This is a genomic window from Streptomyces sp. NPDC053427 (assembly GCF_044544985.1).
Lineage (GTDB): Bacteria > Actinomycetota > Actinomycetes > Streptomycetales > Streptomycetaceae > Streptomyces.
Map to the genome: position 1 here is coordinate 450,193 of NZ_JBITYA010000005.1, position 18,034 is coordinate 468,226.

The 18,034-nt window shown below is 69.5% G+C and carries 23 protein-coding genes; 9 read left to right on the plus strand and 14 right to left on the minus strand.

The window, feature by feature from the left end; genetic code table 11:
• Positions 1-48: 48 nt before the first annotated feature.
• Entirely contained in the window at positions 49-897 is an 849-nt protein-coding gene (locus ACIGWZ_RS16695; RefSeq protein ID WP_400065122.1) for an alpha/beta fold hydrolase, read from the minus strand.
• Between the two features lie 60 nt (positions 898-957).
• Here ACIGWZ_RS16695 and ACIGWZ_RS16700 point away from each other — a divergent pair, with 60 nt between their 5' ends.
• A complete protein-coding gene (locus tag ACIGWZ_RS16700; RefSeq protein ID WP_400065124.1) occupies positions 958-1,176 on the plus strand; it encodes a hypothetical protein in 219 nt (72 codons plus the stop codon).
• Between the two features lie 165 nt (positions 1,177-1,341).
• Here ACIGWZ_RS16700 and ACIGWZ_RS16705 read toward each other — a convergent pair whose 3' ends face one another.
• The 11 genes from ACIGWZ_RS16705 to ACIGWZ_RS16755 all read right to left on the minus strand — a co-directional run bounded on the left by ACIGWZ_RS16705 (position 1,342) and on the right by ACIGWZ_RS16755 (position 8,184).
• Positions 1,342-1,515, minus strand: a complete 174-nt coding sequence (locus ACIGWZ_RS16705) for a CsbD family protein (protein ID WP_400065126.1) — start codon at positions 1,513-1,515, stop codon at positions 1,342-1,344.
• A 116-nt stretch (positions 1,516-1,631) separates the two neighbouring features.
• Positions 1,632-2,039 carry a gas vesicle protein K gene (locus ACIGWZ_RS16710; protein ID WP_400065127.1) on the minus strand — a complete coding sequence of 136 codons (408 nt, stop codon included), beginning with the start codon at positions 2,037-2,039 and terminating at the stop codon, positions 1,632-1,634.
• The gene (gene gvpJ / locus ACIGWZ_RS16715) at positions 2,036-2,281 is read right to left on the minus strand and encodes a gas vesicle protein GvpJ (protein ID WP_400065129.1); all 246 of its coding nucleotides are present in this window, start codon (positions 2,279-2,281) and stop codon (positions 2,036-2,038) included. The genes ACIGWZ_RS16710 and gvpJ overlap by 4 nt, the downstream gene beginning before the upstream one ends.
• Positions 2,278-3,123: a GvpL/GvpF family gas vesicle protein gene (locus ACIGWZ_RS16720; RefSeq protein ID WP_400065131.1), complete on the minus strand. Its 846-nt coding sequence runs from the start codon at positions 3,121-3,123 to the stop codon at positions 2,278-2,280. The genes gvpJ and ACIGWZ_RS16720 overlap by 4 nt, the downstream gene beginning before the upstream one ends.
• Positions 3,120-3,590, minus strand: coding sequence for a gas vesicle protein (locus ACIGWZ_RS16725; RefSeq protein WP_400065415.1), 471 nt, complete (start codon positions 3,588-3,590; stop codon positions 3,120-3,122). Before ACIGWZ_RS16725 ends, ACIGWZ_RS16720 begins: the two co-directional genes overlap by 4 nt.
• Before the next feature lie 66 nt (positions 3,591-3,656).
• On the minus strand, positions 3,657-3,908 hold the full coding sequence (locus ACIGWZ_RS16730; protein ID WP_400065132.1) for a gas vesicle protein GvpG: 252 nt from the start codon (positions 3,906-3,908) through the stop codon (positions 3,657-3,659).
• 20 nt (positions 3,909-3,928) lie between these two features.
• On the minus strand, positions 3,929-4,642 hold the full coding sequence (locus tag ACIGWZ_RS16735) for a GvpL/GvpF family gas vesicle protein (protein WP_400065134.1): 714 nt from the start codon (positions 4,640-4,642) through the stop codon (positions 3,929-3,931).
• Positions 4,643-4,645: 3 nt separating this feature from the next.
• Positions 4,646-5,122: a gas vesicle structural protein GvpA gene (locus tag ACIGWZ_RS16740; RefSeq protein WP_400065136.1), complete on the minus strand. Its 477-nt coding sequence runs from the start codon at positions 5,120-5,122 to the stop codon at positions 4,646-4,648.
• A 111-nt stretch (positions 5,123-5,233) separates the two neighbouring features.
• Positions 5,234-5,647, minus strand: a complete 414-nt coding sequence (locus tag ACIGWZ_RS16745; RefSeq protein WP_400065138.1) for a gas vesicle protein — start codon at positions 5,645-5,647, stop codon at positions 5,234-5,236.
• A gap of 347 nt (positions 5,648-5,994) precedes the next feature.
• Positions 5,995-6,978, minus strand: coding sequence for an SRPBCC family protein (locus ACIGWZ_RS16750; RefSeq protein ID WP_400065140.1), 984 nt, complete (start codon positions 6,976-6,978; stop codon positions 5,995-5,997).
• A gap of 6 nt (positions 6,979-6,984) precedes the next feature.
• Positions 6,985-8,184: a histone H1-like repetitive region-containing protein gene (locus tag ACIGWZ_RS16755; protein ID WP_400065142.1), complete on the minus strand. Its 1,200-nt coding sequence runs from the start codon at positions 8,182-8,184 to the stop codon at positions 6,985-6,987.
• A 579-nt stretch (positions 8,185-8,763) separates the two neighbouring features.
• Between ACIGWZ_RS16755 and ACIGWZ_RS16760 the strand changes: the two genes are divergently transcribed.
• The gene (locus ACIGWZ_RS16760) at positions 8,764-9,141 is read left to right on the plus strand and encodes a hypothetical protein (protein ID WP_400065144.1); all 378 of its coding nucleotides are present in this window, start codon (positions 8,764-8,766) and stop codon (positions 9,139-9,141) included.
• 321 nt (positions 9,142-9,462) lie between these two features.
• Here ACIGWZ_RS16760 and ACIGWZ_RS16765 read toward each other — a convergent pair whose 3' ends face one another.
• Together ACIGWZ_RS16765 and ACIGWZ_RS16770 are read right to left on the minus strand one after the other, a co-directional pair.
• Positions 9,463-10,350: a glutathione S-transferase C-terminal domain-containing protein gene (locus ACIGWZ_RS16765; RefSeq protein ID WP_400065417.1), complete on the minus strand. Its 888-nt coding sequence runs from the start codon at positions 10,348-10,350 to the stop codon at positions 9,463-9,465.
• A gap of 247 nt (positions 10,351-10,597) precedes the next feature.
• Positions 10,598-10,720: a putative leader peptide gene (locus ACIGWZ_RS16770; RefSeq protein ID WP_400065146.1), complete on the minus strand. Its 123-nt coding sequence runs from the start codon at positions 10,718-10,720 to the stop codon at positions 10,598-10,600.
• 190 nt (positions 10,721-10,910) lie between these two features.
• On the opposite strand from ACIGWZ_RS16770, the gene ACIGWZ_RS16775 reads away from it, so the two are divergent.
• The 7 genes from ACIGWZ_RS16775 to ACIGWZ_RS16805 all read left to right on the plus strand — a co-directional run bounded on the left by ACIGWZ_RS16775 (position 10,911) and on the right by ACIGWZ_RS16805 (position 17,957).
• Entirely contained in the window at positions 10,911-11,369 is a 459-nt protein-coding gene (locus ACIGWZ_RS16775; RefSeq protein ID WP_400065148.1) for an RrF2 family transcriptional regulator, read from the plus strand.
• A gap of 284 nt (positions 11,370-11,653) precedes the next feature.
• The gene (locus tag ACIGWZ_RS16780; protein WP_400065149.1) at positions 11,654-12,925 is read left to right on the plus strand and encodes an acyl-CoA dehydrogenase family protein; all 1,272 of its coding nucleotides are present in this window, start codon (positions 11,654-11,656) and stop codon (positions 12,923-12,925) included.
• A 204-nt stretch (positions 12,926-13,129) separates the two neighbouring features.
• Entirely contained in the window at positions 13,130-13,552 is a 423-nt protein-coding gene (locus ACIGWZ_RS16785) for a hypothetical protein (RefSeq protein WP_400065151.1), read from the plus strand.
• 26 nt (positions 13,553-13,578) lie between these two features.
• Positions 13,579-13,833, plus strand: coding sequence for an FAD-dependent oxidoreductase (locus ACIGWZ_RS16790; RefSeq protein WP_400065153.1), 255 nt, complete (start codon positions 13,579-13,581; stop codon positions 13,831-13,833).
• Positions 13,830-14,954, plus strand: a complete 1,125-nt coding sequence (locus tag ACIGWZ_RS16795) for an FAD-dependent oxidoreductase (RefSeq protein ID WP_400065155.1) — start codon at positions 13,830-13,832, stop codon at positions 14,952-14,954. Before ACIGWZ_RS16790 ends, ACIGWZ_RS16795 begins: the two co-directional genes overlap by 4 nt.
• A gap of 505 nt (positions 14,955-15,459) precedes the next feature.
• Entirely contained in the window at positions 15,460-15,576 is a 117-nt protein-coding gene (locus ACIGWZ_RS16800; protein ID WP_400065157.1) for an azolemycin family RiPP peptide, read from the plus strand.
• A 236-nt stretch (positions 15,577-15,812) separates the two neighbouring features.
• Positions 15,813-17,957 (plus strand): YcaO-like family protein, encoded by a 2,145-nt coding sequence (locus ACIGWZ_RS16805; RefSeq protein WP_400065159.1) that lies wholly within the window; start codon positions 15,813-15,815, stop codon positions 17,955-17,957.
• Positions 17,958-18,034 lie beyond the last annotated feature (77 nt).

Here is an 18,034-nt window from a genome sequence, read left to right on the forward strand (position 1 = left end):
GGACGGGCGGGCCGGAGCGGGCACGCGAGGGGCGCACCATCGCGCGCGTCACGGCTTCTCCAGGAACTCCAGGATCGTGCGGTCGAGTGCGGCGGCGTGGTCGAAGGGGATGCCGTGGTGTGAGAGGCCGGGGAGTACGGCGGTCTCGGCGTGTGGCAGGTGCCGGCGCGCGGCCGCTTCGACGCGTCGGCTGTCATGCGCCCGGCTGTCCCCGGCGAGCAGGACCAGGGTGGGCACGGTCGAACCGCGCAGCTGCCCGGGCCGCGGGCGCCGGCCCCCGATGATCCTGGCCTGCGGGAACTCGGCGGCGAGACCGTGCAGTTCCCGCCAGGCGGGGTCGGCCTCGGCGTCGCCGGTCTCCCAGGCGAGGAAGGCGAGGGCCCGCTCCGCCGTGGGCCGGAGGAGCAGGGGAAGGGCGCGCAGCAGGTACCCGAACCGGAAGCCGGCGAAGCAGTTGGTGGCGTCGAGGAGGACGAGCCGACGCACGCGCTGTGGTGCGCGGAGCGCGTAGGTCAGGGCGATCCAGCCGCCGTACGAGTGTCCGCACAGATCGGTGCGCCCCAGGCCCAGGCCGTCGAGCACGCCGTCCAGCCAGTCGAGCAGTTCGTCGACGGACCGTATCGGGCGGTCACCGCGCAGGCTGCGTCCCGCCTCGCCGATCCGGTCGATGGCGTAGACGCGCCGGGTACGGGCCAGGTCGGCGACGTTGGCGTACCAGACCATGGAGGTGGCGCCGCCGCCGTGCAGCAGCACCAACGGTTCCCCGTTTTCGGGGCCGCACGCGGTGACCCTGGTCGTCCCGTACACCGACAGGAGGTCCATCCGGTCGACGGGCACGGGCCAGCGGGCGAGGACGGCGTCGTAGGCCGCGAGGAAGCGCGTCAGGTCGTCGGTCACCGGAGTCCCCCAGGGCAGCACTGTCGCCGAACACGTGTCTCGTCGAGCGAGATACTAGGTATGGGACACCGGCGACCCGGCACCGGGGGCCGCTCAGGGTCGACGAACGGGCCGTTCTCCTGGGGCAGTTGTTCTTCGGTCGGGCTGAATGCGGAGACGGTCGCGGCGCGGGAGGCCTTCACGGACCCGGAGGGGGAAACGGGGCAGCGCTTCCTGCGCAAGGTGCAGAAGACCGTCGCCACCCAGCGCGATCCCTCGGCCCGGCGAAGGCGCTCGTGAGCCCGCCGTGGCACCGGTGCGGCGAAACGGGGCGGCCGTCCGGGGGTTGTCCGGGCGGCCGCCCCGTTGGGCCGCTGTTGCCTCTGTACGCGGCGGCAGGGCGGCATCGCGCGGCGTCGGTACGGACTAGTGGGGCGATGCCGACGGTCAGCCGGGGCGGGGCGGTCAGTGCTTGAGGGTGTCCCGGGCCCGTTCCACTACGTGCTTCACCTTGCCCTTGATCTTTTCGGCCTTGCCCTTCATCTCCAGGCTGTTGTCACCGAAGACCTTCCCCGTGGTTTCCTTGGTTTTTCCCTCGGTGATCTCGCCGATGTTCCTGGCCTTCTTCCCGATACCCATGTCGTGCTCCTTCAGCGACTCGGCCGAGCCGACGGGATGCGTTTCGGCCGGTGTTCCGGGCGCAGCTCCTGGACCACCCATTCCCTGTTGAATTATCGCACTTCACGCGAAATCGCTCAGTCGGACGGCGGCAGCAGCGTCCCCAGCGGGCCGAGATCCAGATTGAGGTCCTGGAGCGAAAGGTCGTACCGGGCGCAGAGTTCGATCATGCGGTCGTGAAGGATCATGAGCGTGGCGCCCAGGCGTTCCTCCTGCTCCTCGGTGAGGTCTCCGGCATCGACCCGGTGCAGGGCCTGGCGTTCCATGAGCTGGCGGACCAGCTCGACGAGGGTGAGGACGAGTTTGAACAGGTCCCTCTCCACGGTGTCGGGGTCGGTGTTGATTCTCTGCGCAGCGGTGCGCGCTTCCGCGCGAGCCGGAGGGGCGGCGTCCTGCGCCGACGCGGGCAATCGGCGATAGGCGCGGGCCGCTGCGTCGGCGACATCATGGAAGCGGGTGACCGGGCGGTTGCCGTCGGTGGTCATGGTCCGGGCCGTCCCGTCGCCGGGGTGACAGGGTCGGGCCACGGCGCGGGGGTCTGTTCGCTGATGGAGGCGATGAGCGCGCGCAGGGAGATGCGTACGAGATCGATGTCGGCGATGGAAAGGACGACATCGCCGGTGACGACCACGCCCCCGGCGAGCAGTCGGTCGAGCAGATCGATCAGGGCTATCTGCCGGTCCGGCAGCGGCCGCTCCCCCGTCGGCAGTCGGTCCGCCGCGCTCACGGCGCGGCCCGCTTCGACGGCTCGGTCCGCCCGTCCGCGGAGAACGAGTACGGGGCCCAGGGCCCGGTGACCTCGACGCATACGCCGGACAGCCCGTCCGCGGCCCGCATGACGTCGGTGCGGAAGCTCTCCGCGTGCCGCAGCGGTACGAGGTAGGCGTCGTTGATGACGTTCTCCCCGGGCCCGCGGGCGAGTTCGCCTTGCTGCGGCCGGTGCCGGACCCGGTCGACCGCGTGGGCGCGCGCGGCGGCCTCGACGCGCTCGGCGGCCCGTTCGGCGTCCCGGTGGGCCTCGTCGCGGGCATGCCGCTGCGCCCTGCGCCGGCTGAGGTAGGCCCGGCCGGGGCTCAGCTCCGGGTCCGCGGCAGAGGCCGCGGCGGGGTCCGGTTTCGCGGACGGCTCGGGCGGGTGCCGCGCAGCCGGGGGCGCTTCGACGGAGATCTTGACGCCCCACTCCTCGTGCCCGGCCAGGTCGGTCAGGCGCTCGGCGAACGCCTCCCGGCGGGCCTCGAGCATGTCCCGTATCCGGTCGTCGTCCAGGTAGACCGTCGCCAGCCGGAGCGGAAGTACGGTGGTGCGGGCGGCCAGCGCCTCGATCACGCGGTGATGCGCGCGGGCGACCGACTCCAGCCAGTCCAGGTCTTCCAGGTGCGCTGTCAGCGCGGCCTCCTGGAAGTCCTGCGCGGGCACCGGGCTCACGGCGGCCACCACTTCGTCGTCGTCTCCCGCGCGCACCAGGTGCACCGGCGCGTCCGCCACGCCCCGAAGCCCGGCCAGCGCCTCGGCCGGCGCTCCGTCGGCGTCCCGCGCCACGCCGTACACGTAGATGAGGGAGGCGGTCATCGCTCGTCCCGCCTCTTGCCGCGGGGACTCGGCGCCGCCCGTTCGCCGCGTGAGGTGCGTGCCGTACGTGCGGTGCGGCGGGTGTCGGCCGGGCGGCTCTCCTCGGCCTCGTCCTCGGCCTCGTCCTCGTCCTCGGCCGACGGCAGTTCGCCCTCGCTGCGTTCGCGCAGGGCGGCGATCTCGGCGCGTAGCCGTTTGTTCTCCTCGGCGAGCGAATGGTGGCCGTCGGCGCGGGAGGACAGCGCGGGATCGCGTTCCCACCAGTCGATTCCCATTTCCTTCGCCTTGTCCACCGACGCAATCAGCAGCCGCAGCTTGATGGTGAGCAGTTCGATGTCGAGGAGGTTGATCTGGATGTCGCCGGCAATGACGATGCCCTTGTCCAGGACGCGTTCGAGGATGTCGGCGAGATTGGCGGAGGAGCCCTGGCCGTACGGCGCAGCGGCCCTGGACGGATAGTCGCCCATCCGCCGGGCGACGGGTTCGGTCACGGCCCTTTCACCTCACTTCCGCCGTCTTCTCGGCGTCGCCGTTCAGGTGTCGGTGCCCCGAGCATGGGCCCGGATCTCGTCCAGCCGGTCCAGCAGTTCGTCCTCGCGCCGGTCGAACGTGTCCTCGTCGATCTCTCCCGCCAAGAGCGCCCGCTCGAGCTCGGCCAGTTCCCGCTCGACCGGAGCCGGGTCGTAGTACTCGTTCTCCGCGGCCTCGAGAACGCGCTCCACGACCCAGGTCACGCCGCGTACCGGCGCCAACGGAAAGGTGACGATCTGTGTGAGCAGACCCATGACGTACTCCTCGGGCTTCCTCAGACGAAGCTGTAGGGGGGCAGCGGGCCGCGGAGCCGGAGGTCGAAGCCCCCGCCCAGCCCTTCGGCGAGCCGCCGCTCCGCGTCGAGGAACCGGGTTTCGTCGTCCCGGTCCACCAGGAAGGACACGTTCACGAAGTCGTCACCGGTGGCCTGCGACAAGCGCTCCTCCCGGGCGAATGCGCGCAGTGCGTCGACGACTCCGGCGGCGCGCCGGTCGTTGCGTACCTCGACTTCCTGTGCGACCAGTTCACCGAGGGCGAGCGGCAGCTCCGGGCTGTGGCTGCCGTTCCTGATCTCCTCGTTGAGCCGTCGCGCCTCCTCCGACTCCCGCAGGATCTCGCGCAGCAGCGCCTCCTCCTGCTGGGCCGCCTTGAGGTGGTATTCGGCGCATCCCTCCAACGTCTGCAATCGCTCGGTGAACAGCTCCGCACGCTCCTCCAGCACCGCTTGTACGGCATCGTCATCGGAGGTGACGAAGCCGAACTGCAGCGGCAGGACCGTTCCATCGGCCATCAGCCGCTCCTGGACGGTCTGGTGAGCGGCGAGATCCCGCCGTTTGGGCCGCAGGCCCTCCGGTGCATCGCTGACGATCGCGGACAGCTTCCCGTTGCGCACCGTACGAAGGGCGGCGGGCGGGTCTCCTACCCCGTCTACGCCGTCCAGGCGCTGCGGGTGGCCGGCCGCGACGACCGAGTAGACATACACGGCCATGGCTCATTCCTTCCGGCGCCGGGCCGGCCGACGAGCCGGCCGCTCCCGCTTCTCCGCGTGCTCCCTGTGCCGACCCGCGGGCTCCTCCTCGTCCCCCTCCTCGTCCCCTTCGTCGCCGCGTGCTCCCTTGAGAGCGTCGGTCACCGTCTCCGCGGCCCCCTGCAGGACACCCTTGGTCTTGCCCTGGGCCCCGCCCTCGGTGACCTCGCCGACGATGTCGGGCAACGTCGCGGGTGCCTTGTCTCCCGACTCCAGGTCGAGGCGGTTGCAGGCCTCGGCGAAGCGCAGGTAGGTGTCGACGCTCGCCACGACGATGCGGGCGTCGATCTTGAGAAGCTCGATGCCCACCAGCGACACCCGCACAAAGACGTCGATGACCAGGCCACGGTCCAGAATCAGATCGAGAATGTCGTAGAGATTTCCGGAGCCGGCCCCGCCGCCTCTGGAGACGGTTCCTCCGCCTTGCGGCACCACAGTCACGGTGCCTCCTTTCACCGGCTCGCCCCTGCCTCGGCGGGGCGGCCGTCTCGTTCGCCGAGCGAACGGTGCTTCGGTGTCTTCCCGGAGCCCTTGGCTGTCTTCCCGGAGCCCTTAGGGGCGTCGGTCGATCTGCCCTCGGGTGTAGCGGCGGGTGCGCTCGTACGCCACCAGTTCGCCCTCCTCGTCCAGCGTCACCCGATAGCTCGCCATCACGCTGGTGGTCTCGGGGACGCGTGCCAGCTCCAGGACTTCCACGTCGGCCTGCCAGCCGTCGGCAGTCGGCTGCACCGCAGAGACGGACTCGGGGGCTCGCCCCAACAACTCCTGGAGCTGCTCGGCCGCGTACCGCATGGCCCGCGGCGCCGAGACGCGGCGGGCCACCCGCTTCGGCCCGCTCTCGCTGCGGCTGCTGCCGGATCGGGCAACGCGAGATCTCTCGGCGGTCTTCTTGGCAGTCTTCTTGACGGTCTTCTTGCTGGACGGTCGCCGGAGCGGCTCTGTCCCGTCCTCTTCACCTGCGGCCATGTTCTCTCTCCGGCATCGGAGACGACATGCTGCCCGCGCCAACTTCGGGAGGCGCCCTTACATGGTATACGGCAGATAGCGAGACATCTCGGGCTAAGCGGGCGCACCCCTGATCCCGGTACCTCGTCGTAAGCCCTTCGTGGCACCGAGTCGCGGTGGCGAGGCGTCGCGGCCATCGCCGCGGGTTTCGCCATGACATGCACGGCCCTGGCCGACATCCCTTGCCCTGGCCGTCGAGCCACATCGGGTCAACGCGTGAACACATGGCGTCGCCGGACATGTTGATGCGGCCGATTTCGACCGTGAGGTGCAGGGCGAATCGTGCGCGGTAGGCACGTCCGGTGCCCTCATTCCTCCTCTTCGTCCTCAGCGTCTTCCTCGCCCTCTTCGTCGGCCTCTTCGTCGGCCTCTTCCCACTCTTCGTCCTCTCCGTCTCCCTCCTCACCTTCCGCGTCAGCATCCTCGTCTTCTTCGTCTTCCTCGTCGTAGTACTCGCTGTCGCCGCCCTCGGCCTCTTCGTCCTCGATGGCCTCTTCGTGGGTCCGTACCACCTCGCCGTCACGAATTTCCCCACGCCAGCCGTCCGGCTCTTCTTCGGTGAGGGTGACATAGCGCTGGAAGTGTTTGAAGTCCAGCCTGAGTCGACGCCCCTGAGCTCTCCACAGATTCCCGGTCTTCTCGAAGAAACCGGAGGCGTAGTACTCGACGACCAGAACGATACGGGTGAGACTGGGCGCCAATTCGTGGAAACTCACGGCCCCGCGCGTCGTGCCCTTGGCGCCCTCCGACGTCCAGACGATGCGCTCGTCGGGCACCTGTTCCTGAACCGTCGCCTTCCAACTCCTGGTCGACGGGCCGACCTTGGCCTTCCAGTCACTGGTCGACTCGTCGCTCTGCGATACGTTGCGCACGCCCTTGGTGAAGCTGCTGAACTTCTCGTACTGCGTCCAGTGATCGTAGGCGGTACGCACCGGCACACCGACATCGATGACCTCGATGATGTTGGTGACCTTCGTATCTCCCGCCTTTCCTCCCTTCCCGCCACCCAGAATGTTCTTGGCCTTGTCCAGGACGTTGTCCTTGACGTCCTTCATCTTTCCGGTGAGCGCAGCCTTGATCGGAGAGTCGCCCTGGAGAATTTTGGCGCCGATTTTCGGCAACGATCCCCCACCGTCGGCGACATCGGTGAGCTGGTCCGTCACATCCACCAGCTTGTCACCGGCCTTCTCGGCCAGATTCCCCACCCAGGCACTCACGTAGTTCCCGAGCTCGTCACGCAGTCGGTCGGCGCCCGAGTCTCCAGCACCGTTTTCCCGTCCCGTCTTAGCCATGACCGGCTACCTCCGGCGCTCGGCGCGCGATGATGTCTTCTTGGCAGTCCTCTTCGACGAGGCTGCCGACTTCTTGGACGACGTCGTCTTCTTCTGAGCGGCCGTCTTCTTACCTGGGGCCTTCTTGGCTGCGGTTTTCTTGCCTGCGGCCTTCTTGGCCGGCGCCTTCTTGGCCGTTGACGTCCTGGCCGTGGCTTTCTTGGCGGGGGCCTTCTTCGCCGTGGCCTTCTTCGCCGTTGACGTCCTGGCGGGGGCCTTCTTGGCGGGGGCCTTCTTCGCCGGGGCCTTCTTGGCGGGGGCCGCCTTCTTCGCGGGGGCCTTCTTCGCCGGGGCCTTCTTGGCCGGGGCCGCCTTCTTCGCGGGGGCCTTCTTCGCCGGAGCCTTCTTCGCCGCCGTCTTCTTGGCGCCTGCCTTCTTGGCGGGAGCCCGCTCCTTGGGCGAGGGCCTCTTGGTCGCGGTCTTCTTGGCAGGGGCCGACTTCTTCGCGGCCTTCTCTCGGGGAGCGGACTTCTTTGCTGCCGCCTTCTTACCAGCCCGCCTTGCCGGAGCGGCCTTTGCCGATTCCCGCGAGGCACGACGACGGGGTCGCTTCCTCGGCTCTTCCTCGGCCTCTTCCTCTTCCGGCTCCTCTTCCTCCGGCTCTTCTTCCTCTTCCGGCTCCTCCTCTTCCCCTTCTTCTTCCTCCTCTTCCTCCTCCTCTTCCGGCTCCTCTTCCGGCTCCTCTTCCGGTTCCTCTTCCGGTTCCTCTTCGTATTCCTGCTCGTACTCCTCCTCAGGCTCTTCGCCCTCTTCGTACTCCGCCTCCGGCTCTTCCTCTTCCTCTTCCTCCTCGTACTCTTCGCCCTCGTCCCCCTCTTCGCCTTCTTCGCCCTCTTCGTCTGACGCTTCCCCGCCGCTCCCGAGCTGGAGAGTACGGTCATGAAGCGTGTCGGCAAGCGTCGTCAACTGACGGTTGGCGGCGGCCGCGACAGCCTGTCGGCCGGCGTCCAGGACTTCTCCACGCAGCTGCTCGATCAACTCCGTGACCTGAGGTATCTCAGCGAGCCTGCGGATCCCTTCCGCCGCAAGCTGGCGCGGTTGAAGTCCGAATTCGCGCCCGGCGAGGTAAGAAGCCGCGCTAAGGGCAAACCGGCCCTTTTTCGTACGGCCCAGAACGTAGCCGCCGGCCAGGGCGGCGGCGAGCAGGACCTTGGTGCCGTCATTCATACGTGCATCACCTCATCATCGGGATACGGCCGGTCTGCGCCGTGCAGCGGTCGAGCGGCCGCTCCTGGTCACGCCGGAACGTCCCGGCGTCCGCCTTCGCTCTCGATGCGCGAAACCAATCCGGCCGTCTGAACAGGCTCTTTGTCGGTTCGGCGGCGTGGCGTGCCGCGGGCCCAACGCCGTATTCCACGCATGTTGCGCGCCGTCGGGTGACCGACGACGCGGACCGGCTACGCCTTGGGGATCGTTCTCCCATATTTCAAGAGTGGTCCCGCTTCTGACCTACGCATCCCGAACGGGCTCAGGGTGACGCTGGGGAACCGGGCGATGCTGCTGCGTGGCGGAACGAGCCGCGCAGCAGGCGCCGCCATGGCGGAACAGAAGGCGCTCTTCGGCGGGCGGTCGTCACCGTGGGTGCGTGCCGTTCCACAGGTGGGACACCGACCGGCGCCCGGGGATGCCGGGGTCGTGACCGCTGCTCGCGTCCATCGCCGACGCCGATCGCCGTCGAACGCTCATGAGACTGCCCGGCCGTTGTGCAACCGGGGTCGGACGCGAGGACGGCGCTACCCTCTACGGATGGTGCGCAGCAGCAAGAAGGCCCGGCGCCTCGTGGCCGACGAGGAGACGTACCTCTGGTCGGTGGGACATCGGCACCACGGAGAACAGGGCCGGTATCGGGACTGCCGCGAATTCCTCTCCATCCGCCGCCTCGGGGCGCGCGGGCGACTCCTGATCGTCTTCCAAGAAGGCGCCGGCCGGTTGGTCCCCGATGGCATTCTTCACGCCGGCGCCGTTGGCACGGAGGGCAGTTGGTTGAACCTCAACGAGCCGGGCACCGTCAGAGCCCTGCTCGACGAGGCCCTGACCGGGGGCTGGCAGCCGGACGACCCGTCAACTGCGGAGGTGGACGGCTGGGTCATGTTCGACACGGTGGCCGCTCGCCGTGGGGCATGACGCGTCGGAGGCGCTGTCCACTCCCAGCCCCGCTCCGGCCTGGTCACCGCTCGCAACATCGTGACGGTGGACAACTCGACCGTCCCATGGGTCACCTCCGTGCGCTTTCACCGACGAATCGCTCGGCCGGTGTGGGCTGCGGTCGCACCGATCCCTCACCTGGCGATCCCCTATCTCCTCACGCGCGCTTATCGCGCTCGTCCGCGCCGATAGGTGACGGCGGGAACCTTCCCTCCGTACCCGCACCCCTTCCCCGTCACCGGCGCCCGCCGCCTGCTCACCGCCTGCCTGCTCGCCGCCTGCCGCCGGACCCCCGTCCGGTCAGTGGTGGACCGGTGTGACAGGCCCGGACCTGAGAGCCGCCGTCCAGTCCACGATCTGCACCGCCGCCCCGGCGGCCTCCTGTCCCTGGCAGCGGGCATGATGACGGTGCGCGATGCCGTCCAGATCGAGATGGGCACCGAAGGCGGGGTCGGCCGCCAGGCGTCGGGCGTACGACCACAACCGCCGGTGGTCGGCGATGCGGTGTACCGCTGCGGCGTCCAGATGCCAGCGGTGGACGGTGTCGAGCTGCACGAGAGTGACCCACAACTGGACGTCGGCGGAGGTGAGTTCGTCGCCGAGAACGTATTCCCGGTCGGCCAGTCCGCTTTCCAGCGAGCGCAGCGCATCGAGCAGGGTGCCCAGCGCGGTCCCGTACTCCGTGCTGTCGGTACCGAGTCGGCCGGCGCTCTGCGCGGCTTCGTTGATGTCGCGCTCGCAGAGTCGCCCGATCGCGTCGATGTCGTTCTGGGCGTGGTCCGGATACAGCACGGGTCCCGCGCCGCCGAACCGCTCGGCCAGATCGCGCAGGATGTCGGGGGTGTGCGTGCTGACGATCCGCCCCGTCCATCCGTCGCTGAGCGCCGGCGCCGAGGCCGGTCCGGGGTGCTGGTGCGAGCTGGCCTCGTACAGCGGGCGCAGCGCGGAGAATTCACCGCCCGGACCGTCGGGGACGGCGGGCAGCAGGGTCACCGGGAGCGTGTCACCGAGGTTCAGCAGGCTGTGGGTGATGGCGATTCTCAGACAGAGCGGACAGGACAGCGAGAGGTGCAGGCGATAGCGGTGGGGCGCGGCGTAGTGACCGCTGCGCGCATCGCAGCCGATCCTGCCCCGGAGGGAGGGCACCGCGGTGGGGGATGCGGGCGATGAGGAGGACGCGGAGGTCATGGCAGGTGTCGCGGTCATGCTGACTCCCTGGGGCCGAGGCCGGTTCGCGGGCAAGCGGGCGGAGGGGCTGGGGAGGCGGCGGTACGGGCCGGGGTGCGGCTGAGGTGCGAGGCGGGGCTCCGTACAGCGGGACCTGGGGCGAGCGGCGGGATGGGGGCGCCCTCGGCGCAGGCCCTGGCTCGGGGAGGCTTCGCCGCGAGACGGCGGGACAGGGGCCGGGACGGGGGCAGAGCCGCCGCGTAGCGCCTCAGCGGAGGGAACTCGCCGCGCTGCAGACGCGCAGGAGATCGATGTGCCGGCGCGAGGTCAGCAGGGGAAGCGGCCGGGCCGCGCGGATCGCGCGGTCGGTGTCCGGCGCTGCCTGCCCCATGAATTCCCACCCGTTCACTAGGGTTCCCGCCCCTGAGTGTCGAGCCACCGTCGAGCCGCGTCAAGAGTGGTACGGCGTCGCGGTCTGCCGGCAGGCGTTGCGGTCTGCGGTGCGGCAGGACGGATCGCGCCGGAGAAAGGCGGGCCCGGCCCGGAGAGCCTCGCCCTCTCCCCTGCGGGATAATGCCCCCATGCGGATTTCAGCCAGAGCGGACTATGCGGTGCGCGCCGCCCTGCAACTCGCTGATGCCCGGGACGCCGGGCCGCTCAAGGCGGAGGCCATCGCCGACGCCCAGGACATTCCGCATAAATTCCTCGAGGGCATCCTCAACGACATGCGCCGGGGCGGACTCGTCCTCAGTCAGCGCGGCGGCAACGGTGGCTACCGGCTGGCCAAGGCCGCGGAGGCCATCAGCATCGCGGATGTCATCCGCGTCGTGGACGGGCCGTTGGTCTCGGTACGCGGCGTCCGCCCGCCGGAGTTGTCCTATACCGGCCCCGCCGAGTCACTGCTGCCGCTGTGGGTGGCGCTGCGCGCCAACGTCCGCCAGATCCTCGACGGCGTGTCCCTGGCCGATGTCGCATCATCCGAGCTGCCCAGCCAGGTGTCCGCGCTGACCGAGGACCCCGCCTCCTGGACGAACCCTTAGGGGCTACAAGGGGGAGCTCGGCAGGCGCAATCGACCGCCGTTCGCATCGCGGCCCCCTGCGCACCGTCCGGATTCCAACCCTCAACTGTCCACCCCTCGAACACCCCTTGCCCGGTCCGGAGTCCGGAAGCATTCTTATTCCCTACTAATCCAGTGGGAATACTAGGGAAGTCGACCGGAGGTGGCGGCGGCCGTGAGAACGCCGTTCCGTACCACCGTCCCGCCACGCCGCTTCCGGCCGACGCTCACCGGCACACCCACCCGACAGGACGGTGACCGGCGCCATGCCAAAGAAGTCCGCAACCCGCCCCGCCTCCCCGGAGCCCGACCACTCCGCGGAGGAAGGGATATGGCCACGCGTCACCCGTGAGCTTGCGGACGACCTGGCCGTCGACGCGCTCACCCGTGACCGTGCGGGCAAGCCCCCCTTCGACGAGATCGCGCGGCTGCGCGAGGCGGGCCTGCCGGCCCTGCTGCTGCCGCCCGGCCCGCTGGGCAGGGGGAGCGACTGGCGTACCGCCTGCGCCGTCATCCGGGAGATCTCGGCGGCCGACAGCTCCATCGGCGAACTGCTCGCCCGTCACTACGTCCTGTCATGGAGCCCTCGCTTCTTCGGCACTCCGGAGAGCGCCGAAGGTCTCGAATCGCCGGCGGCCGAGGAGCAGTGGCTCTGGGGCGGCAGCACAGATACCCCGGGGACGGAGGCCGAGGCGGCGGCGGATCCCGAACTGACCCTCACGCCGGCCCCGGGCGGGTACGTCCTCAACGGGCACAAGGCTTTCGCCTCCGGGGTGGCGGTCGCCGATCGGCTGGCGCTCGGGGCGCTCCGCACCGATACCGGCGAATCCCTGATCGTGCTGGTGGACCCGGCCCATCCTGCCGTGACGGCCGTCCCGGAACACGACCGCCTCGGACAGCGCCTGACGGGGGCCGGCAGCATCGGATTCGACGGCGTGCCGGTGCGCCCCGACCACGTTCTCGGCGTCGTCCCACGCGACGAGCACGACCTCTCGCCGTTCGCCGCGCTCGCGCCCCTGGCGCTGCGGCTCGCCCTCGTCCACGTCGCCCTGGGCATCGCCGAAGGAGCGCTGGCCGAGGCGCGGGACTTCAGCCGTGCCACACCGCGCACCTGGCCGGCCACGGGGCCGGACGGCGGCGACTACGCGGACCGTCCGGGCAGGGATCCGTATCTTCTCCTCGCGTACGGGGAACTGGTCGCCGCCGCCCACACCGCCGCAGCGGTCGTCGAACCGGCTACGGAAGCCCTGGCAAGGGGGCTCCTGTTGGAACAGGACCTCGGGGTGGACGAGCGCGCCGATATCGCCGTCCTCGTCGCCGCGGCCGAGGCCGTCACCAGCAGATCCGTCATGCTCGTCACCACCCGCATCATGGAACTCACGGCCGGCGCCGATTCCCCCGCCGACGGCCCGGGTTTCGACCGGTTCTGGCGCAATGCCCGCGTGCTGACCGCGCAGGGCTCCCCCACCCACAGCCTTCGCGATATCGGCGATCACTACCTCAACGGGACGCATCCGGCCTTGAGTCTGCGCATCTGAGGGTCCGCCCCTCCCCCTCCGCACGGAGTCGCCTGCCGGTAGCCCACCGCGCCGCTGCGTTCGGGGCGCGCAGCTTCGCGGGCGGTTGCGTCGACGGCTTCGTGGGCGGTTTCATCGGCGGCTTCGCGGGCGCTTTCACATGTCGGCCAGTGGGCCGGCCTGTACCGCACCATCGACTGGCTGCACCGCTCCGGGCTGATCGAGGTGCGCGAGAACGGCCGCGAGGACAACCGTCCCGAGCGGACCCTGTACGCCCTCACCGACGAGGGCAGCAAGGTCTGGCGGGAGTGGATGCTCGACGCGCTGGCCTCGCCGACCCGCGAGTACCCGGAGTTCCTCGCCGCGATGGCGTTCGTACCGCTCCTCGAACCCCACGACGTCGCCGCCCAGTTGGCGCATCGGCAGGAAAAGCTGGCCACGGATCTGGCCAGGCTCGCGGCGCAGATCGCGGCGGCGGCCGAATGGGGCCGGCTGTTCACACTGGAGCTGGAATGCCTGCGGGAGACCACCGCGGCCGAGCTGGCGTGGGTGGAGTCGGTCATCGAGGACCTGCGCTCCGGAAAGATCGCGTGGTCCAACGAGTCGCTGGCCGCCTTGACCGCCACGCCGCCCACCACCGCGAAGTAGTTCGCTATCGGGAGAGGGAGACCCCTATGCACGCCAGAGCCTTACATATCGTCATTATCGGCGCCGGCACCGGTGGTCTGTGTCTGGCACAAGGCCTCAGACGCGCCGGTATCCGTGTCACGGTGTACGAGCGCGACCGCACCCGGCGCGACGGACTGCAGGGCTACCGGGTCGGGATCGACGCCGACGGCAAGCGCGCCCTGCGCTCCAATTTGCCTCCCGAGCCGTACCACACCTTTCTCGCACCTGTGCCCAACGGCCCCTTTACGGCTACCAGATGACGCACCGGAAGACGTTTCTGTTCTCTGCCGGTCCGGAGTTGCTGAAGGAAAGGGACCAGCCGGCCGAGGAGGACCGGGACGAGTCGGTGAGCCGTATGACATTGCAACAGCTGCTGCTCACCGGCATCGAGGACATCGTCCGCTTCGACAAGGAGTTCACGCGCTACGAGCGAGGTGCGGACGGAAAGGTCACGGCGCATTTCGCGGACGGCGACTCGGTCACCGGAGACCTTCTCGTTGCCGCCGACGGGGCGAACTCGCGCGTACGCGGGCAATATCTGCCGCACGCCAAACTGGTCGACACCGGGCTGATCGGGATCACCGGCAAGACCCCGCTCACCGACGAGACCGCCGCCTTGCTGCCGCGGCGGGTTCGCGACGGCGTCACGATGGCGCACGGGCCCAAAGGCTTCCTGTGCATCCTGCACGTCATGCGCTTCCCGTGGGACGAAGCGGGCAGGCCGAAGCGGGGCGTCGGCAGCACCGACGCCGAGGCCCTCTGTGCCTGGCCGGGGATGCTCTACGACAACAGCCGCGACTACATCATGTGGGGTTTCGCCGCGTCCGAGAAGTGGCTGCCGGACGACGTCCCTCGGATGCGGGGAGCGGAAATCCAGCAATTGGTGCTGGACAAAACGGCCTCGTGGCACCCCGACTTCCGGCGGATCTTCGCGCTCGGCGACCCGGGCAGCAGCTTCCCCCTGGTGATCCGTACCGCCGAACCCGTCGACCCGTGGGAGACCAGTAACGTCACGCTCATCGGCGACGCCATCCATACGATGACGCCGGGCCGCGGGGTGGGCGCCAACACCGCCCTGCGCGATGCGCGCCTGCTCGCCCGCAAGCTGATCGGCGTCCACCAAGGCACTCAGCCGCTGCTCGATGCCGTCCATGAGTACGAGACCACGATGACGTCGTACGCCTGGGACGCGGTCATCGCGTCACGTGCGCAGATGGACGGCAACTCGGTTCTGCACAAGGAAGCTCCGCTCGGCGGACTGGCCCGGATGGGCATGCGCACGGCGCTGCGCGCCATGAACCACCTGCCGCCGGTCAAACGCAAGATCGTCTTGGCGGAGAGCGGCTTCCGGGGCGCCGGCCGCGAGGATGCGGACCGGTAAAGATTTCGCCGATCGCGCCTACGGCGGATGCCGCGCACGCGCGGATGGCCACCTACTTTTCGGCCGCGCACCAGGAGCCCGGTCCGCTGACCGAGCACCCGGCAATCCCGAGAAACACGAGGCACGGCGCGGCCGAATTTCACCCGGCCCCCTCCGCGGAGAAGGAAGTTCCGGTACGCGCAGGAACACCCCACAGGACACACGGCAAAACAAGGGCACCTGAAACACCGATAGTTCCTCCCTCCGGGCGCACAGGGAATGCGCGCGGGTCGGCGGCCGCACGCACAGGCGAACGGAATAGGCCGCAGCCCACGCCCCATACACTTCAGGCCATCCGGCACGGCACGCGAATTCGTAGGATTAATCATCGATCCGGCCATTCCCCCTGCATTCCTTGACGCGGAATGTCCGTGTCCCCCGAAATGGACCAAGGCGCCGTTCCGGAGTTCGGTGTGAACGGCGCACGTCGGTAGCGACAGTTCATGGAAGAGGAAGGGGCACCGCCATGTTCGAAGAGGAAGAGCTGTTCGAGGAGATGTCGGTTTCGGAGGCGGAAACGGCTTTCGCGGGTCACAGCTGTCTCTGTTTTGTCACCGAGTACGACGCCGAACCGGCCGAGTAGCGACATCGGTTGCCTCCCGGCTCGGTCGTCCTGGCCGGGAGGCACTTCCGTCGTTGTCTGATCGAATTCTTCCGAACGGGCTTTGCGTAGGGGCCTTGTACACGACCTTTGCGCACAGCATTCGCGTACGGCTTTTCCGAACGGCTTTTCTCAACGGACTTTCTGCACGGCCTTTGTGAATTGATTCTTTCGCATGATTTCTGCGACCGGCCACTGCTCTGCGAAGGCGGAATGAATTGGATACCAGCCCGGACCCGTCGGCCACCGCCCGCTCTGCTCCGCTGACTCCCCGGCGTGACGTACGGCTCGTCACGCGCGGCGAGCATCTCTATGTGTGCGCGAGTACGGGCACCCTTCGTGTCCCGGCCCGGTTGCCGGCCACCGACAGGGGAGGGAACGGGCTGGTCGCGCTCGACGCCGTGCCGGAGCGCGTGGTCAAGGGGCTGCGCGCCCGCGATCTGGTCCATCCCGGGGACGGGCAGCGGCCGCACCCGCTCTACGGCGAGGGGCACCAGCGGAGCGGGCTCACGGTTGCCGTGGCCGGGGAAGGGCCGCTGCGTACCGAGATCGCGGCCCTGCTGACCCGGGCGGGGACCCAAGTGGTGGCCGGCGAGCAGGCTGCCGTCGCGCACGCTGTCGTACTGCCGCTGGGGCTGCCGGAGGACGAACTCCAACGCTGGACGGGCAGCGTGCTCGAGGGCGCCACTCCCCTGGTGACGTATCTGAGCACGCCGACGCGGCTGCTCCACGCCACCCTCGACCCGCCCCGTACGGCCTGCCCGGTCTGTCTCGTGCGGCGTTTCCGCGCCAACCACACCTGGCAGCCGGTGGCCGACCTGCCGCTGGACATGCTGCTGGGCGCGGCCGAGAGCGAGGCATGGCCCACCACCGCCATCGCCGCGGGGGTCCTCGCGCACGAAGTCCTCACCGTTCTCGGCCCGGGGCGCCGTCCGGAGACCTCGGTCCTGACCGAGATCGATCATGCCTCGCTGGAGCGCACCCGCCACACCCTGTTCCACACGCCCAACTGCCCGGCCTGCGCGCACGCCGCCACCGCGCCCAAGCGCGCCGAGGTGAGCACGGTCGATGCGCGGGCGAGTTGGGAACTCATGCGGGGCGCGGTCGATCCGCTGACCGGGCTGGTGTTGGAGCTGCGGGTGGACGAGGGCGACAGCGGTGCGGGCGGGACCACCTATGCGCGCACCGCCGGGATGACCACGACGACCTGGTTCTCCCCGGTGGCGGCCGAGGCGCGTGGGGGCGCGGTCAAGAGCGATCCGACCGTGGCCCGGGTCTGCGCGGTGGGCGAGACCATGGAGCGGTACGCGGCCGGGGTGTACGACGCGGGCCAGTTGGTGCGCGCCACGTACGCCGATCTCGGGGACGCCGCGGTCGATCCCCGGGAACTGCCGCTGGGCTCCACGAAGGAGTACGCCGAGCAGACCCGGTACTCCCCCTTCGATCCCGAGGTGGAGATCGACTGGGTGGCGGGCCGGTCGCTGACCTCCGGCCGCACTCGGTACGTACCGGCCTGTGCGGTCTACCTGCCGTACCGCTTTCCGCGTGCGCACAAGCCGTGGTTCGACCCGATCTCCACCGGGCTGGCCGCCGGCGGCAGCTATCACCACGCCGTGCTCGGCGGGCTGATGGAAATCGTCGAGCGCGACTCGACGATCGTCTTCTGGGAGAACCGGCTCACGCTGCCCACCCTCGATCTCGCCGCCCTCCCGGACGGCCCGGCCCGGCGGATCGTCGACCGCATCACCGCCGAGGGTGCGACGGTCAGCTGCAAGGACCTGACGACCGACCTGGGCATCCCGGCCGTCGCCGTCCGCTTCGCCGAGGGCACCGCCGAGCGGCCCGTCGTCATCCACGCCGCCCGCGCCGACCTCGACCCGCATGCCGCGCTCCTCGGCGCACTGGAGGAGGCGTGTCTGTGCCGCACCGGCGCCGGGATCTGGCTCGAGAAGGAGGAAATCCCGGCGGAGGACGCCGCGTTGAGCAGTCTCAGCGAGTTCTGCCTCTATTACTGCGCCCCCGAACGTCAGCACCACCTCGCCTTCTGGAACGACGGCCCGCTGCGCCCGATGCCTGCCACCAGGCCGGCCGCCGCGCTCCAGGACGAGGTCGCGGAGGCGGTACGACGGCTGGCCGCGCGCGGATACGAGACCGTCACCGTCGACATCACCCCCATTGACGTGGCGGAATGCGGCGTCTCGGTGGTCAGGACCGTGATTCCGGGCCTGTGCCCGCTCACCCTGCGCAGCGACTTCCACCGGCGCGGCGGCCCCCGCGTTCTCCGGGCCCCGGTCGACATGGGCGTGCGCGCCACCCCGCTCACCGAGGACGATCTCAACCCCCTTCCGCTGCCCTTCCTTTGACCCCCTTCCTTTGACCCCCTTCCTCCGGTCTCTTCCTTTGGCTCCCTCCTTTGGACCCTTTCTTTGACCACACCGAT